Raw genomic sequence first — 15974 nt, 5'->3', positions numbered from 1 at the left:
TACGCCTGACTACGACTTTACTGGTGGGCGGCGACCGGTTCGGACGCGCGTTCGGGCACACCCCGCCCCGCGAGCCGGTCCCGCCACGCGGCGAGGACGGCCGCGTCGGTCGCCGGCGTGGCGAGGGAGACGGTCACATAGGCGGCCAGAGACAGCAACAGGCCGTAGTACACAGGCTCGTTGGCGAGGATGCCGTAGGTCGCCATCAGGCCGACGACCGCGAGGCCGCCGACGATCACCGAGGCGAGCGCGCCCTGTGCGGTGCCGCGCTTCCACAGCAGGCCGCCGAGGATCGGGACGAGGAGGCCGCCGACGAGGAGGTTGTAGGCGACCGTCAGCGCCTCTACGACGTTGTTCAGCGCGATCGCCGTGATGATCACCGCTACGCCCATGACGAGGATGAAGACGCGGTTGCCGCGTACCTCGTCGTGGTCCTCGTCCCCCTCCCGCCGTACGGCGCCGCGCAGCCTCGACCAGATGTCGTTGTTCGCGACCGTGGCGCACGCGATCAGCGCGCCCGACGACGTCGACATCACGGCGGCCAGGGCGGCGGCGAGCACCAACCCCCTTACGCCGACCGGGAGTTCGTCCTTGACGATGGTCGCGAAGGCGTCGTCCGGACTGCCGAGGTTCGGGTAGAGGACCTTGGCCGCCGTGCCGATGACGGCGCCCGCGACGGCGTAGACGAGGCAGTACGTGCCCGCGACCGTGCCGCCCCACTTGGCGGTCCTGTCGCTGCCCGCCGTGAACACGCGCTGCCAGATGTCCTGGCCGATGAGCATGCCGAACGTGTAGATCAGGACGTAGGTGAAGATCGTCTCGCCGCCGATGCCCAGCGGGTCGAAGTACTCGGTGGGCAGCTTCGCCTTCATCTCGCTGAAGCCGCCCGCCTTGACGACCGCGATGGGCAGCAGGAGCAGGAGCACGCCGATCGTCTTCACCACGAACTGCACCATGTCCGTGAGCGTGATCGACCACATGCCGCCGAGCGTCGAGTACGCGACGACGATCGAGCCGCCGAGGACGATCGCGAGGGTGCGGTTCATGTCGAAGAGGACATCGAAGATCGTGGCGTAGGCGATGGTCGAGGTGACGGCCAGCATCAGGGTGTACGCCCACATGACGATGCCGGAGATGACCCCCGCGCGGCCGCCGTACCTGAGATCGAGCATCTCCGACACCGTGTACACCTTGAGGCGGGCGATGCGGGCGGAGAAGAAGACGGAGAGGGCGAGCAGGCCGAGGCCGATGGTGAAGACCATCCAGGCGCCGGACAGGCCGTACTGGTAGCCGAGACCGACGCCGCCGATGGTGGACGCGCCGCCCAGAACGATCGCGGCCATGGTGCCGGAGTACATGACCGGGCCCAGTCGGCGGCCCGCGACCAGGAAGTCGCTCTTGGACTTGGCGCGGCGCATGCCCCACCAGCCCATGGCCAGCATGCCGGCCAGGTAGACGACGATCACGGTGTAGTCGACGGCCATACGGGGGCCTCCTTCGCGCGCTCTAGGGGTCGTCCCGGGGGTCTAGGGGTTGCCCCGGTGTCTCGGGGGGGGCTTGCGTCGCGACTGACCCTAGGTGGCCGGAAAGCGGCTGCGAAGTGTACGTTTCATCCATCCGAGCCCGAGGCGATGGAGGAAACGTCCACCATGCCGGACCTCACGGTTCCGCCCACACCGCCCACCCCACCCGTGCTCCTCTCCGCCCTCCTGGCCCGCGAGGACCTGGGGCTGCGGCAGATCGCCGGACCGTCCGACCCCGACGTCGCGATCCACTGGGCGCACACGTCGGAGATGCCGGACCCCTATCCGTACCTGCTGGGCGGCGAGCTGCTGCTGACGGCGGGCGTCCACATCACCGACGCGGCCGGCTCGGGCACGTACTTCGACGACTACGTCGCCCGGATCGTCGAAGCGGGCGGAGTGGCCCTCGGCTTCGGCGTCGCACCGGTCCACGACACCGTGCCGCGCGCCTTGGTCGCGGCCTGCGACCACTACGACCTCCCCCTACTGGAAGTCCCCCCGCCCACCCCGTTCTCCCGCGTGGCCCGCGCGGTCTGGCAACTGATGGCCCAGGCCCGCCTCGCCGAACTCCGCCGCGTCACGGAGGCCCAACAGAGCCTCGCCGCAGCGGCCTCCCGCCCGGATCCGGTCCCTTCGGTGCTACGACAACTCGCCCAGCGGGTCAGCGGGCGGGCCGTGCTCTACGGCCCGGACGGCACGGAGATCGCGGCGGCGGGGCGTGGGGCGGGGACGACGGGAACACCGGGGGTGGAGGCTCGGGAGGCGTTGGCGAAGCTGGCACGGGTGGTACGACCCCCCGCCACTGCGACCTCATCCTCTACGTCCCCCACCTCCGCCACCGACACCGTCCTCGGCATCCACCTCGCGGCCTACGCCCTCGGTACCGGTCAGGGTTTCGTCCTAGGGGTCGCCGCCCCGCAGCGCGCCCCCGGCGACCACACCATCGCCTCCGTCGCCGCCGTCCTCCTCTCCCTCCTCACCGGCGAACACCAGAGCCGCACGGGAGCGGACCGTTCGTCGGCGCTCGTGCGGCTGCTGCTGGGCGCCCCGCCGGAGGACGTCGCGTCGCTGCTCGGCGGGGACCGGTGGGTCGTGGTCCACGCCGCGCCCGACGCCGGAGCCGACCGTGCCCCCGACCCCGTCGCCGCCTCCGCGCTCGGCGCCGCCCTCGGTTCCACGCTGATCGACCAGACACCGGAGGTCGTACGGGTACTCCTCCCCGCCGATCGCGAACCCGCCCCGCAACCCGGCTGGACCCTAGGGGTCAGCGCCCCTGTCACCCCCGACGACTGGTCCGCCGCCGACACCCAGGCGGCCCGTGCCCTGGCCCGCGCCCGTGCGACCCGTACCCCGCTGGCAGGACACGGTTCCGCCGGCCGCGCCGGGCTCGACGGACTCGTACCGCACGACGAGGCCGAGGCGCACGCCCGTGCCCTGCTCGCGCCGCTCGCCGCGCACCCCGCGCTCACCGAGACCCTGCGCACCTGGCTCTCCCTGCACGGGAGTTGGGACCGTACGGCGGTCGCCCTGGCCGTGCACCGCAACACCGTGCGGCAGCGGATCGCCCGGTGCGCGGCGCTGCTGGAGGCGGACCTGGACGATCCGGACGTACGGATGGAGCTGTGGTTCGGGCTGCGACACCTGCGAGCGGTCGCCGGTGAGTGATCCACATCCCAGCGTTCGGGACGTCGGGCGGGCGCACATCTCTCTGCTCCACAATGGGAACCATGCCGATACCCGGGACCCCCAGCCGCGCCGAGCTCGTCGATCACCTTGTGAAGACCCGTATCGCGGGCGACGTAGCCACGCCCCGCGAGAACAACCTCTCGCACTACCGCAAGCTCGCGAACGGCGACCGCCACTACTGGTTCGGCCTGGAGCTCGGCAGCCGCTGGACCGACGAGCAGGACGTGCTCGCGGTGATGGCGGAGCGGGTGGGCGTGAACGACGACCCCGAGTACCGCTACGGCCAGGACACCATCGACCCGGAGCTGACGGTCGAGGGTCTCGACCGGCTGGCGGCGCGGCTGCGCAAGGCGGCCGACGGGCAGCAGCGGGTGCTCTTCGCGACCGGTCACCCGGGCGGTCTGCTGGACGTGCACCGCGCCACGGCCGCCGCCCTGCGCACGGCCGGCTGCGAGATCGTGGTGATCCCGGAGGGGCTGCAGACGGAGGAGGGGTACGTCATGCAGTTCGCGGACGTGTCCGTCCTGGAGCACGGCGCGACGCTCTGGCACACGCACTCCGGTGAGCCGATGAAGGCGATCCTCACCACCCTGGAGCGCGAGGGCCGCCCGCTGCCCGACCTGGTCGTCGCCGACCACGGCTGGGCGGGCTACGCGGGCCGCCACGGCGTCGACTCCGTGGGCTACGCCGACTCCAACGACCCCGCGCTCTTCCTCGCCGAGTCGGAGGGCACCGTCCAGGTGGCGGTCCCCCTCGACGACCACGTCGTCAGCCCCAGGTACTACGACCCGATGACCGCGTATCTGCTCGCGGAGGCGGGACTGAGCTGAGGGGCAGCCCTCAACTCCCTTGTCACGGCCAGGGGTTGAGCCCCTCCGCCCGGCGCTGCGCGTACCCCGGTGTCGGGTCCAGATAGACCCGGTTGACCGAGGGGAACGCCTCCCGCAGTCGCTGCTCGGCCTGTTCGCAGGCCCACTCGATCTGCGCGGCGCTCGACCGGTCCCGGAAGTCGATCTTCGCGGCGACCAGCGCCTCGCGCGGGCCCTGCACGAGGGTCGTCAACTCCAGTACGGCCTCGATGTGTTCGACCCCGAGCAGATCCTCCCGGATGCGGTCCCGCATGGCCTTGGGGAGGGGGCGGCCGATGAGGAGTTCGGCGTTGGAGCGGCCGAGCACCCAGGCGACGTAGAGCAGCAGGAAGCCGATGCAGAGGGACGCGATGCCGTCCCAGACGCCGGAGCCGGTGAGCTGGCCGCCGAGCAGGCCGCCGGCCGCGAGGACCAGGCCGACGAGCGCGGCGGAGTCCTCGAGTACTACGGCCTTCACGGCGGTGTCGGGGGTGTAGCGGAGGTAGCGCTTGAACGAGGCGTCGAAGCGGGCCGCCTCGCCGCGAGCCTGGCGTACGCCCGTCCGCAGGGAGTAGCCCTCCAGGAGGAAGGCGACGCCGAGCACGATGTAGGAGATCAGCGGGTCGCCGAGATCCTCACCGGCGACGAGGGTGTGAACGCCGTCGTAGATCGAGAAGACCGCGCCGCCGACGAAGGTGGCGACGGCGGCGAGCATCGCCCAGATGTAGCGCTCGGGGCCGTAGCCCAGGGGGTGTTCCTCGTCGGCGGGCTTGCTGCTGCGTTTGAGGGCGGTGAGGAGGAGGAGTTCGGTCACCGTGTCGGCGACGGAGTGCGCGGCCTCCGACAGCATCGCGCTGGATCCGCTGATGACGCCGGCGACCGCCTTGGCGAGCGCGATGCCCAGGTTGGCGACGGCCGCGACGATCACGGTGACGGTGGACTCGCCGCCGCCGTCACCCTCCTCTGTTTCTGCCATGCCCTCAGTGTTCCCGAGGAACCCGGACCACGCCCTCCTGAATGACGGAGATGGCCAGTTGACCGTCCTGCGTGTAGATCCGGGCCTGCCCGAGCCCGCGCCCGCCGGACGCCGACGGCGACTCCTGGTCGTAGAGCAGCCACTCGTCCGCGCGGAACGGCCGGTGGAACCACATCGCGTGGTCGAGGGACGCCCCTACGACATCCCCTACGGCCCAGCCGCCCCGCCCGTGCGCGAGGAGCACGGAGTCGAGGAGGGTCATGTCGGAGACGTAGGTCGCGAGTACTACGTGGAGGAGCGGGTCGTCGATGGCTCCGTCGAGCTTGCCGTTGGTGCGGAACCACACCTGGGAGTGCGGTTCGCGCGGTGCGCCGAACTTTCCGTACGGCGGCTCCTCGACGTAGCGCAGGTCGATGGCCTCGCGCGCCTCCAGGAACTTCTCCACGACCTCGGGGGCGATGTGGTCGTAGCCGCGCAGCCGGTCCTGCGAGGTGGGCAGGGTGGCCGGGTCGGGGGCGGACGGCATGGGGGCCTGGTGTTCGAGGCCGTCCTCGTGGCGCTGGAAGGACGCGGAGAGGGCGAAGATCGGCTGGCCGTGCTGGACCGCGACGACGCGGCGCGCGGTGAAGGAGCGGCCGTCGTTCATGCGCTCGACGGTGTAGACGATGGGCGCGCCGGGGTCGCCGGGGCGCAGGAAGTACGCGTGGAGGGAGTGGGCGAGACGGTCCGCGGAGACCGTCCGGCCGGCGGCGACCAGCGCCTGGGCCGCCACCTGTCCGCCGAAGACCCGGGGGACGACGGCGGACTGGGACTGGCCGCGGAAGATGTTCTCCTCGATCTGCTCGAGGTCGAGGAGATCGAGGAGTCCCTGAAGTGCCTTGCTCATGGCACCTTTTCTACGGGCCGGTAATTTCGGGGACCTTACAGGCCCATGTCCTTCGCGATGATCGTCTTCATGATCTCGCTGGTGCCGCCGTAGATGCGGTTGACGCGGTTGTCCGCGTACAGGCGGGCGATCGGGTACTCGTTCATGAAGCCGTAGCCGCCGTGCAGCTGGAGGCAGCGATCGATCACGCGGTGGGCGACCTCGGTGGTGAACAGCTTGGCGCTGGCCGCCTCGGCGGGGGTCAGCTCACCGGCGTCCAGGGCCTCGGTCGCGCGGTCGACGACGGCCTCGGCGGCGTCCACCTCGGCCTGGCAGGCGGCCAGTTCGAACTTGGTGTTCTGGAACGCGGCGACGGGCTGGCCGAAGACCACGCGCTCCTGGACGTACTGCTTCGCGAACCGGACGGCGGCCTTGGCCTGCGCGTACGCGCCGAAGGCGATGCCCCAGCGCTCGGAGGCGAGGTTGTGGCCGAGGTAGTAGAAGCCCTTGTTCTCCTCGCCGAGGAGGTCCTCGGCCGGGACCTTCACGTCGACGAACGCCAGCTCGGCGGTGTCGGAGGTCTTCAGGCCGAGCTTGTCGAGCTTGCGGCCGACCGAGTAGCCCTCGGCCTTGGTGTCCACCACGAAGAGGGAGATGCCGTGGCGGCGGTCCTCCTTCGTGGAGGGGGCGGTACGGGCGCAGACGATCATGCGGTCGGCGTGCACACCGCCGGTGATGAAGGTCTTGGCGCCGTTGAGGACGTAGTGCGTGCCGTCCTCGGAGAGCTTGGCGGTGGTCTTCATGCCCGCGAGGTCGGAGCCGGTGCCCGGCTCGGTCATCGCGATGGCCCACATCTCCTCGCCGGAGACGAACTTCGGCAGGTACTTCTTCTTCTGCTCGTCGGTGGCGAGCAGCTTGATGTAGGGCAGGCCGAGCAGCACGTGGACGCCGGAGCCGCCGAAGGAGACACCCGCGCGCGCGGTCTCCTCGTAGAGGACGGCCTCGAACTTGTACGAGTCGATGCCCGCGCCGCCGTACTCCTCGTCCACGCGGATGCCGAAGACGCCGAGCTCGGCGAGCTTGTAGTAGAAGTCGCGCGGCGCCTGGCCGGCCGCGAACCACTCGTCGTAGACGGGGACGACCTCGGCCTCGATGAAGGCCCGGAGGGTCTCCCGGAACGCCTCGTGGTCCTCGTCAAACACCGTACGGCGCACCGCCGCCACCTCCAGCTAGCCCAGGGTCCATGTCTAAGCGCTTGCTCAGAACATCACGGTACCGGCGAGTAGATCGAGCGTCCAGCGGAACGAGTACGTAACGCTCGTCACGCCGTGTCTCGCTCATCGGGCCGGTTGCCCACGCGATTGCCCACCCACCCGCCCGACTCGGTTGGCCAAGCAGTCCCGACACGGGGCTCCGCCCCGGACCCCGGGACACCTGCCGCCTCGACCCGGCCCGCCCGGCCCGGCAGGCCACACCGTCCCGACACGGGGCTCCGCCCCGGACCCCGAGAGCCGCCCCCTCACCCCGGGCCCGCCCGGCCCCGACACGGGGCTCCGCCCCGGACCCCGGCGCAGCCGCCGCCTCGACCCGGCCCGGTAGGCCACGCCGTCACCCCACCGAAGCCGCCGCCCCCAACGCCCCCCGCGCCATCCGATGCAGCAACTCCGCCGTAGCCCCCCGCCCCGGCAACGACCCCGGCCTCCCCAGATGCGGAGTCGAGTTCAGCAGCCCGAACACCGAGTGCACCGCGGACCGCGCGCTGGGCTCGGCCAACTCCGGGTACACCTCCCGTACCACCTCCACCCACAACTCCACGTACTGGCGCTGGAGTTGACGCACGAGCTTCCGATCCGTGTCCCGGAGCCGGTCCAGTTCGCGGTCGTGGAGGGTGATCAGGGGGCGGTCGTCGAGGGCGAAGTCGATGTGGCCCTCGATGAGCGAGTCGAGCAGGACCTCCGGAGAGGTCACGCCCTCCGACTCCGCCAGGCGGCGCTTCGCGCCCGTGAGGAGCTGGCCGCTGATGCCGACCAGGAGCTCCGCGAGCATCGCGTCCTTGCCCGGGAAGTGGCGGTACAGGCCAGGCCCGCTGATACCGACCGCCGCGCCTATCTCGTCGACCCCGACGCCGTGGAAACCCCGCTCGGCGAAGAGCCGCGCGGCCTCCTTGAGGATCTGCTCGCGGCGGGTGGGGGCGTCGGTTCTCGTGGTCATGGGAGTAATTCTAGACAGGGAGGTTAGCGGTCGTTAACCTGAAGGAAATGGTTAACGCTCATTAACGGTCGAGAGCAGCCGATCGCTGTGCGAGGGGACCCACGAAATGCAAGAGGCACCGGAGCTGACGAGCGCGGCGGACCCCGCGTCGGAGGCGTGGCGGGCCAACGAGGCGGCGCACCGCGCGCTGGGCGAGGAGCTGCGCCAGAAGCTGGCCGCGGCCCGGCTCGGCGGCGGTGAGCGCGCCCGGGACCGCCACACCGCGCGCGGCAAGCTGCTCCCCCGCGACCGCGTCGACACCCTCCTCGACCCCGGCTCGCCCTTCCTGGAGCTGGCTCCCCTCGCCGCCGACGGGATGTACGACGGCGCCGCCCCGGCCGCCGGTGTCATCGCCGGGATCGGGCGGGTGAGCGGGCGCGAGTGCGTGATCGTCGCCAACGACGCCACGGTCAAGGGCGGGACGTACTACCCGATGACCGTGAAGAAGCACCTGCGCGCCCAGGAGATCGCCCTCGAAAACCGCCTCCCCTGTATCTATCTCGTCGACTCCGGAGGCGCCTTCCTGCCCATGCAGGACGAGGTGTTCCCGGACCGCGACCACTTCGGGCGGATCTTCTACAACCAGGCCCGGATGTCGGGCGCCCGCATTCCCCAGATCGCGGCCGTCCTAGGCTCCTGCACCGCCGGTGGGGCTTACGTGCCCGCCATGAGCGACGAAGCCGTCATCGTCCGGAATCAGGGGACGATCTTCCTCGGCGGGCCGCCCCTCGTGAAGGCCGCCACCGGTGAGGTCGTCACCGCCGAGGAGTTGGGCGGCGGCGACGTCCACGCACGCGTGTCGGGTGTCACCGACCACCTCGCGGAGGACGACGCGCACGCCCTGCGCATCGTCCGGAACATCGCCGCCACGCTCCCCGCGCGCGGGGCCCTCCCCTGGGAGGTCACCGAGTCGGTGGAGCCGAAGGTCGACCCGTACGGGATCTACGGCGCCGTCCCGGTCGACTCCCGTACCCCCTACGACGTGCGGGAGATCATCGCGCGCGTGGTCGACGGCTCGCGGTTCGCCGAGTTCAAGGCCGAGTTCGGACAGACCCTGGTCACCGGCTTCGCCCGCATCCATGGTCACCCGGTCGGCATCGTCGCCAACAACGGCATCCTGTTCTCCGAATCCGCCCAGAAGGGCGCCCACTTCATCGAACTGTGCGACCAGCGCGGCATCCCTCTGGTGTTCCTCCAGAACATCTCCGGGTTCATGGTCGGCAAGGACTACGAGGCGGGCGGCATCGCCAAGCACGGCGCCAAGATGGTCACCGCCGTCGCCTGCGCGCGCGTGCCGAAGCTGACGGTGGTGGTCGGCGGCTCGTACGGCGCGGGCAACTACTCGATGTGCGGCCGGGCGTACTCCCCCCGCTTCCTGTGGATGTGGCCCGGCGCCAAGATCTCCGTGATGGGCGGCGAGCAGGCCGCGTCGGTCCTCGCGACCGTCAAGCGGGACCAGTTGGAGGGGCGCGGGGAGTCCTGGCCCGCCGAGGACGAGGACGCCTTCAAGGACCCGATCCGGCAGCAGTACGAGCGCCAGGGCAACGCCTACTACGCCACCGCCCGCCTCTGGGACGACGGGGTCATCGACCCGACGGAGACCCGCCAGGTGCTGGGTCTCGCCCTGACCGCTTGTGCCAACGCGCCCCTGGGAGACCCCCAGTTCGGCGTCTTCCGGATGTGATGAGGATGCCCGAGATGGTCGACACCTTCACGACTCCCGAGACGCCCGACGTACCCGCGATGTTCGACACGGTCCTCGTGGCCAACCGGGGCGAGATCGCGGTCCGCGTCATCCGCACCCTGCGCTCCCTCGGCGTGCGCTCCGTGGCCGTCTTCTCCGACGCCGACGCGGACGCCCGGCACGTCCGCGAGGCCGACACGGCGGTACGGCTCGGTCCGGCACCGGCCGCCGAGAGCTACCTGTCGGTGGAGCGGCTGCTGGAGGCAGCGGCCCGCTCCGGCGCGCAGGCCGTCCACCCGGGCTACGGCTTCCTCGCCGAGAACGCGGCCTTCGCGCGCGCGTGCGCCGACGCCGGGCTCGTCTTCATCGGTCCCCCGGCCGACGCGATCGCCCTCATGGGCGACAAGATCCGCGCCAAGGAGACCGTGGAGGCGGCCGGCGTCCCGGTCGTCCCCGGCGGCCGCGACCCCGAACTGGCCAAGGCGGCGCACGAGTTGGGCGCGCCCGTCCTCCTCAAGCCGTCGGCCGGAGGCGGCGGCAAGGGCATGCGTCTGGTCCGCGACCTCACCCTCCTGGAGGAGGAGATCGCCGCCGCCCGCCGCGAGGCCCGCGCCTCCTTCGGCGACGACACCCTCCTGGTCGAGCGCTGGGTCGACCGCCCCCGCCACATCGAGATCCAGATCCTGGCCGACGGCCACGGCAACGTCGTCCACCTCGGCGAACGCGAGTGCTCCTTGCAGCGCCGCCACCAGAAGGTCGTCGAGGAGGCCCCGAGCGTCCTCCTGGACGAGGCCACGCGCGCGGCGATGGGCGAGGCGGCGGTCCAGGCGGCCCGCTCGTGCGGGTACGCGGGCGCGGGCACGGTGGAGTTCATCGTCCCCGGCAACGACCCGTCGTCGTACTACTTCATGGAGATGAACACCCGCCTCCAAGTCGAGCACCCGGTAACGGAGTTGGTGACCGGCCTCGACCTGGTGGAGTGGCAGCTGCGGGTGGCGGCGGGCGAGCAACTGCCCTTCGTACAGGACGACATCACGCTCACCGGCCACGCGGTGGAGGCGCGCATCTGCGCGGAGGACCCCGCGCGCGGGTTCCTCCCCTCCGGCGGCACGGTGGTCCAACTCCACGAACCCCAGGGCGACGGCATCCGCACCGACTCCGGCCTCTCCGAAGGTACCGAGGTCGGCAGCCTCTACGACCCGATGCTCTCCAAGGTCATCGCCTACGGCCCCGACCGCGCGACCGCGCTCAGGAAGCTCCGGGCCGCCCTCGCGGACACGGTGACGCTGGGCGTGCCGACGAACGCCGGTTTCCTACGGCGGCTGCTGGCTCATCCGGCGGTCGTGGCGGGCGAGTTGGACACCGGGCTCGTCGAGCGGGAGGCGGAGTCCCTGGTCCCGGACGGGGTCCCCCCGGAGGTGTACGAGGCGGCAGCCGCCGTACGGCTGGAGGCTCTCCGCCCGAAGAGTGACGGGTGGACCGACCCCTTCTCCGTGCCCGACGGGTGGCGGCTGGGCGGTACCCCGAAGCCGGTCGGGTTCCATCTCAAGGTGACCGAGCCCGTGGAGTACGTCCCGCGCGGCACCCACACCGTCACCGCGGACCGGGTCGCCGTCACGCTCGACGGGGTCCGGCACACCTTCCACCGGGCCGGTGACTGGCTGGGCCGGGACGGGGACGCCTGGCAGGTGCGGGACCACGATCCGGTGGCCGCCTCGCTGAGCGGGGCCGACCGGTCCGGTGCGGGTTCGCTGACCGCGCCGATGCCGGGGACGGTGACCGTGGTGAAGGTCGCCGTGGGGGATCAAGTGGCCGCGGGGCAGAGCCTGTTGGTGGTGGAGGCGATGAAGATGGAGCACGTCGTCTCCGCGCCACACGCCGGCACCGTCGCCGAACTCGATGTGACGCCGGGCGCGACGGTCGCCATGGACCAGGTGCTGGCGGTCGTCACACCCGCGGAGGAGGACCAGTGACAACCGGAGCAGGCACAACCGGAGCAGGGACAACTGGACCAGTCGCAACCGGGCCAGCGGCGCTCCCGATGGTCGTACCGGCCCCCGATCTGCCCGCCCGGGTGCGTATCCACGAGGTGGGCGCGCGGGACGGGCTGCAGAACGAGAAGGCGACCGTGCCCACGGAGGTGAAGGCCGAGTTCGTGCGGCGGCTGGCCGACGCGGGCCTGACCACGATCGAGGCGACCAGCTTCGTCCACCCCAAGTGGGTGCCCCAACTGGCGGACGCGGAGCAGCTGTTCCCGCTCGTGCGCGATCTGCCGGGCGTGCACCTCCCCGTCCTCGTGCCGAACGCCCGCGGGCTCGACCGGGCCCTGGACCTGAAGGCGACCCGCGTCGCCGTCTTCGCCAGCGCCACCGAGTCCTTCGCCAAGGCCAACCTCAACCGCACGGTGGACGAGTCGCTGGCCGTGTTCGCCCCGGTCGTGGCCCGCGCCAAGGACGAGGGCGCCCATGTGCGCGGCTACGTCTCCATGTGCTTCGGCGACCCCTGGGAGGGCGCGGTGCCCATCGCCCAAGTGGTGCGTGTCTGCCGGGCGTTGGTCGACATGGGCTGCGACGAGCTGAGCCTCGGCGACACGATCGGGGTGGCAACTCCCGGGCATGTGCTGGAACTTCTGGCCGCGCTCAACGAACAGCACGTCCCCACCGACGTGTTGGGCGTGCACTTCCACGACACCTACGGTCAGGCCCTCTCCAACACCCTGGCCGCCCTGCAGCACGGCGTCACCACCGTGGACGCCTCCGCGGGCGGCCTCGGCGGCTGCCCGTTCGCCAAGTCCGCGACCGGCAACCTCGCCACCGAAGACCTCGTGTGGATGCTCCAGGGTCTCGGCATCGACTCCGGAGTCGACCTCGCCCGTCTCACCGCCACCAGCGTGTGGATGGCCGAACAACTGGGCCGACCCAGCCCGTCCCGCACCGTCCGCGCCCTCGGTACAACAGCGCAGCCCCACAAGGAGCAGTGACCGCCATGGACCACCGTCTCTCCCCCGAGCTGGAAGAACTCCGCCGTACGGTCGAGGAGTTCGCGCACGACGTCGTCGCGCCGAAGATCGGCGACTTCTACGAGCGGCACGAGTTCCCGTACGAGATCGTCCGCGAGATGGGCCGCATGGGCCTGTTCGGGCTGCCGTTCCCCGAGGAGTACGGCGGGATGGGCGGCGACTATCTCGCGCTCGGCCTCGTCCTGGAGGAGCTGGCCCGGGTCGACTCCTCGGTCGCGATCACCCTGGAGGCCGGGGTGTCGCTGGGCGCGATGCCGATCCACCTCTTCGGAACCGACGCCCAGAAGGCCGAGTGGCTGCCCCGGCTCTGCTCCGGCGAGATCCTCGGCGCCTTCGGGCTGACCGAGCCGGACGGCGGCTCCGACGCGGGCGCGACCCGGACGACGGCCCGACTGGACCCGGACACCGACGAGTGGGTGATCAACGGGTCGAAGTGCTTCATCACCAACTCCGGTACGGACATCACCGGTCTGGTGACGGTCACCGCGGTGACCGGCCGCAAGCCCGACGGCAAGCCGCTGATCTCCGCGATCATCGTGCCGTCCGGGACGCCCGGCTTCACGGTCGCGGCGCCGTACTCGAAGGTCGGCTGGAACGCCTCGGACACCCGTGAGCTGTCCTTCGCGGACGTCCGGGTCCCGGCGGCCAACCTGCTCGGCGAACTCGGCCGCGGCTACGCCCAGTTCCTGCGCATCCTCGACGAGGGCCGCATCGCCATCGCGGCGCTCGCGACCGGTCTCGCACAGGGCTGTGTCGACGAGTCGGTGAAGTACGCCAAGGAACGGCACGCGTTCGGGCGGCCGATCGGTGCCAACCAGGCCATCCAGTTCAAGATCGCCGACATGGAGATGAAGGCCCACACCTCACGGCTCTCCTGGCGCGACGCGGCCTCCCGCCTGGTCGCCGGCGAGCCCTTCAAGAAGGAGGCCGCCCTCGCCAAGCTGTACTCCTCCACGATCGCCGTGGACAACGCCCGCGACGCCACCCAGGTGCACGGCGGCTACGGCTTCATGAACGAGTACCCGGTGGCCCGCATGTGGCGCGACTCCAAGATCCTGGAGATCGGCGAAGGCACCAGCGAGGTCCAACGGATGCTGATCGCCCGCGAGTTGGGCCTCACGGGCTGAGTGCACGCCGGACGGGCGCCGGACCGTCCAGCCCCACCGACAACTCCCCCGAGATCAGGGCGATATGGCGGTAGGCCCGTTCGGCGGCGGCCAACACCCTTTCCTGTACGGCGGGTTCGCCGAGCGCGCGGTCGAGGCGCTCGGTGAAGGCCGCCCAGCGGGTGCGGTCGCCGCTGCCGTAGTACGAGGCACCGTTCCCGTCCGTGAGCCGGTACGCCTCGGTGACGTACCGGCACAGGAACATCGCGCCGAGGGTGGAGCCCTCCAACACGTAGAGGATGCCGAGGAGTTCGCGGGGTTCGGTCGCGGCGGTGCGGCGGATCTCCTCGGCGAACTCCTGGGCGGCCGGGCCGGGTTCGGGGGTCGTGCCCCGGGTGGCGAAGTGGTGCAGGTCGCGTTCGACGAGGGGGAGCTTGACGAGGTCGGGAGACCACACCGAGGTGACCGACGGGCAGGTGGTGCGGGTGAGTTCGGCTTCCAGCGCCTCCAACACCACCCGGTAGGCGGCGAGTTGTCCGACGTAGCGGTCCAGCGGCAGGGTCCCGGCGAGCATCGCGGTGGCGAACCCCGTGCGTTCCAGGGCCTCGTGCCAGGCGCGGGTGCCGTTCCTCAGGCACTGGGTCGCCGTGCTCACGTCCGTGCCCGTGTCCGTCATACGCCGCTCCGCTGTCGGACCGTCGCGAGCAGACGGTCGATGAGGTGGCCCTTGCGTTCGATCGTCACGTCGAAGTAGGCGGCGCTGCGCTCGGAGCGGCACACGCCGTGCACGGCGTCCTTCGCGGCGCGCTTCAATGCCACGGCCTCCTCGGCGAGCGCGAGGAGCGTGCCCTCCAGTTTCGGGTGACCGAGAACGTACGGTTTGAAGTCCTCGCGTGGGCTCCCGGACGGCACGTCGTCGAGGAGTTCCAGGAAGACCCGGTTGCCCAGGCCGTCGAAGTCCTCGTGGGTGTTGGCGCCGCCGAACTCCGGCACGAAGTCGGTCAGGTCGTTGAACAGCTGGCTGGCGAGGCCCAGTTGACGCATCGCGCCGTCCAGGGCGAGCCGGTCGTCCTCGACCACGCGCAGTCCCGCGGCCGCCGCGTCGAGGGGCATCCAGAACAGGGTTCCGGTCTTCAGCGCGGCCGTCGACGCCCAGAAGTCGACCCGGGTGGCGCGCGGCGCGGCCAACAGCTCCGCGCGCGTGAGCGCCGTACGCGAGGACATGTCGACGGCCTGCCCGGTGAAGCCGCTGCCGACGGAGCGCACCAGGCTGTCCACGACGGCGGGGTCGGCCGCGTGCCGGAGCGCGGACATGATCAGCCAGGCGCCGGTGTTGAGGGCGAGCGAGGTGCCGTGGGTGGCGTGGAGGGCGGGTTCGCCGTAGCGGACGCCGCTGCCGTCCTGGATGTCGTCGAGGGCGACCGCGGCCTTCAGCAGAATCCTTACGGCAACTGCCGTGCGGCGGATCACCGCAAGGTCGGCGGTGCTCTCCGGTTCCTCGGGGAACCCCCGGTAGTTGCGGTACGCCCAGTACACCATCGAGGGCCGCAGCGGGGCCCGGCCGCCGGGTGCTCCGGCCGTGGGGGGCAGCGCCTGCTGGCCCACTTTCGACCCGAGGGCGTCGGCGACCGGTTCGTACAGGGCGCGGCGCAGGGCCGTGTCGTAGACGGAGACCCCCGCCGTCCGCGCCGGGGCGGTCAGCGCGTCGAGGAACTCGGCCAGGTCGTCCTCCAGCAGGGCCGCGTCACTCCGGACCACCGCCTCCACGTCCGTCACATCCATCGTGGTAGCCACTCCACCTCCGCAGACGACCGAACAACAGTGCGCAGATCCCCGTAGAAGGAGCGTGATCACAACAGCCGGACGAGACAAGGCGGTTGAAAGCCAAATCGCCTGGGACATGGGCTCATAAGTCCGGCACAGGACAGGCACAGGGCGCGTACAGACCCGGGCGGCGGCAACCCCGCCCACTGGACAGATAGTGAGGTTAGGCTAACCTACCTTCGAATTGTCCGGC

General features: G+C 71.0%; 13 protein-coding genes. 6 read left to right on the top strand and 7 right to left on the bottom strand.

Annotated elements, in window-relative coordinates:
- Nucleotides 1-17: 17 nt before the first annotated feature.
- On the bottom strand, nucleotides 18-1484 hold the full coding sequence (locus OO69_RS29470; RefSeq protein ID WP_033283859.1) for a sodium:solute symporter: 1467 nt from the start codon (nucleotides 1482-1484) through the stop codon (nucleotides 18-20).
- Between the two features lie 165 nt (nucleotides 1485-1649).
- Between OO69_RS29470 and OO69_RS29465 the strand changes: the two genes are divergently transcribed.
- Nucleotides 1650-3188, top strand: a complete 1539-nt coding sequence (locus OO69_RS29465) for a PucR family transcriptional regulator (protein ID WP_199811052.1) — start codon at nucleotides 1650-1652, stop codon at nucleotides 3186-3188.
- A 62-nt stretch (nucleotides 3189-3250) separates the two neighbouring features.
- Nucleotides 3251-4039 (top strand): phosphatase, encoded by a 789-nt coding sequence (locus tag OO69_RS29460; protein ID WP_033283857.1) that lies wholly within the window; start codon nucleotides 3251-3253, stop codon nucleotides 4037-4039.
- Between the two features lie 22 nt (nucleotides 4040-4061).
- Here OO69_RS29460 and OO69_RS29455 read toward each other — a convergent pair whose 3' ends face one another.
- The 4 genes from OO69_RS29455 to OO69_RS29440 all read right to left on the bottom strand — a co-directional run bounded on the left by OO69_RS29455 (nucleotide 4062) and on the right by OO69_RS29440 (nucleotide 8109).
- Nucleotides 4062-5033 carry a cation diffusion facilitator family transporter gene (locus tag OO69_RS29455; protein WP_033283856.1) on the bottom strand — a complete coding sequence of 324 codons (972 nt, stop codon included), beginning with the start codon at nucleotides 5031-5033 and terminating at the stop codon, nucleotides 4062-4064.
- Nucleotides 5034-5037: 4 nt separating this feature from the next.
- Complete coding sequence (locus OO69_RS29450; RefSeq protein ID WP_033283855.1) at nucleotides 5038-5919, bottom strand: acyl-CoA thioesterase; 882 nt, start codon at nucleotides 5917-5919, stop codon at nucleotides 5038-5040.
- A gap of 35 nt (nucleotides 5920-5954) precedes the next feature.
- Entirely contained in the window at nucleotides 5955-7112 is a 1158-nt protein-coding gene (locus OO69_RS29445) for an acyl-CoA dehydrogenase family protein (RefSeq protein WP_033283854.1), read from the bottom strand.
- Nucleotides 7113-7506: 394 nt separating this feature from the next.
- The gene (locus OO69_RS29440; RefSeq protein ID WP_033283853.1) at nucleotides 7507-8109 is read right to left on the bottom strand and encodes a TetR/AcrR family transcriptional regulator; all 603 of its coding nucleotides are present in this window, start codon (nucleotides 8107-8109) and stop codon (nucleotides 7507-7509) included.
- A gap of 106 nt (nucleotides 8110-8215) precedes the next feature.
- On the opposite strand from OO69_RS29440, the gene OO69_RS29435 reads away from it, so the two are divergent.
- From OO69_RS29435 to OO69_RS29420, 4 genes are all read left to right on the top strand, one after another.
- Nucleotides 8216-9832, top strand: a complete 1617-nt coding sequence (locus tag OO69_RS29435) for a carboxyl transferase domain-containing protein (protein WP_033283852.1) — start codon at nucleotides 8216-8218, stop codon at nucleotides 9830-9832.
- A 59-nt stretch (nucleotides 9833-9891) separates the two neighbouring features.
- Nucleotides 9892-11805 (top strand): biotin carboxylase N-terminal domain-containing protein, encoded by a 1914-nt coding sequence (locus tag OO69_RS29430; protein ID WP_033283900.1) that lies wholly within the window; start codon nucleotides 9892-9894, stop codon nucleotides 11803-11805.
- A 68-nt stretch (nucleotides 11806-11873) separates the two neighbouring features.
- A complete protein-coding gene (locus OO69_RS29425) occupies nucleotides 11874-12812 on the top strand; it encodes a hydroxymethylglutaryl-CoA lyase (RefSeq protein ID WP_033283851.1) in 939 nt (312 codons plus the stop codon).
- 5 nt (nucleotides 12813-12817) lie between these two features.
- Complete coding sequence (locus OO69_RS29420; protein WP_033283850.1) at nucleotides 12818-13978, top strand: acyl-CoA dehydrogenase family protein; 1161 nt, start codon at nucleotides 12818-12820, stop codon at nucleotides 13976-13978.
- On the opposite strand, the gene OO69_RS29415 is transcribed toward OO69_RS29420, so the two are convergent.
- A complete protein-coding gene (locus OO69_RS29415; RefSeq protein ID WP_033283849.1) occupies nucleotides 13968-14633 on the bottom strand; it encodes a biliverdin-producing heme oxygenase in 666 nt (221 codons plus the stop codon). The genes OO69_RS29420 and OO69_RS29415 overlap by 11 nt on opposite strands.
- Entirely contained in the window at nucleotides 14630-15751 is a 1122-nt protein-coding gene (locus OO69_RS29410; protein WP_234444556.1) for a polyprenyl synthetase family protein, read from the bottom strand. The genes OO69_RS29415 and OO69_RS29410 overlap by 4 nt, the downstream gene beginning before the upstream one ends.
- Nucleotides 15752-15974: the final 223 nt, after the last annotated feature.

The organism is Streptomyces sp. NRRL F-525 (assembly GCF_000716605.1).
Classification (GTDB): Bacteria; Actinomycetota; Actinomycetes; order Streptomycetales; family Streptomycetaceae; genus Streptomyces.
The sequence above is the reverse complement of the archived record's forward strand: the minus strand, read 5'-3'. Positions and strand labels throughout refer to the sequence as shown.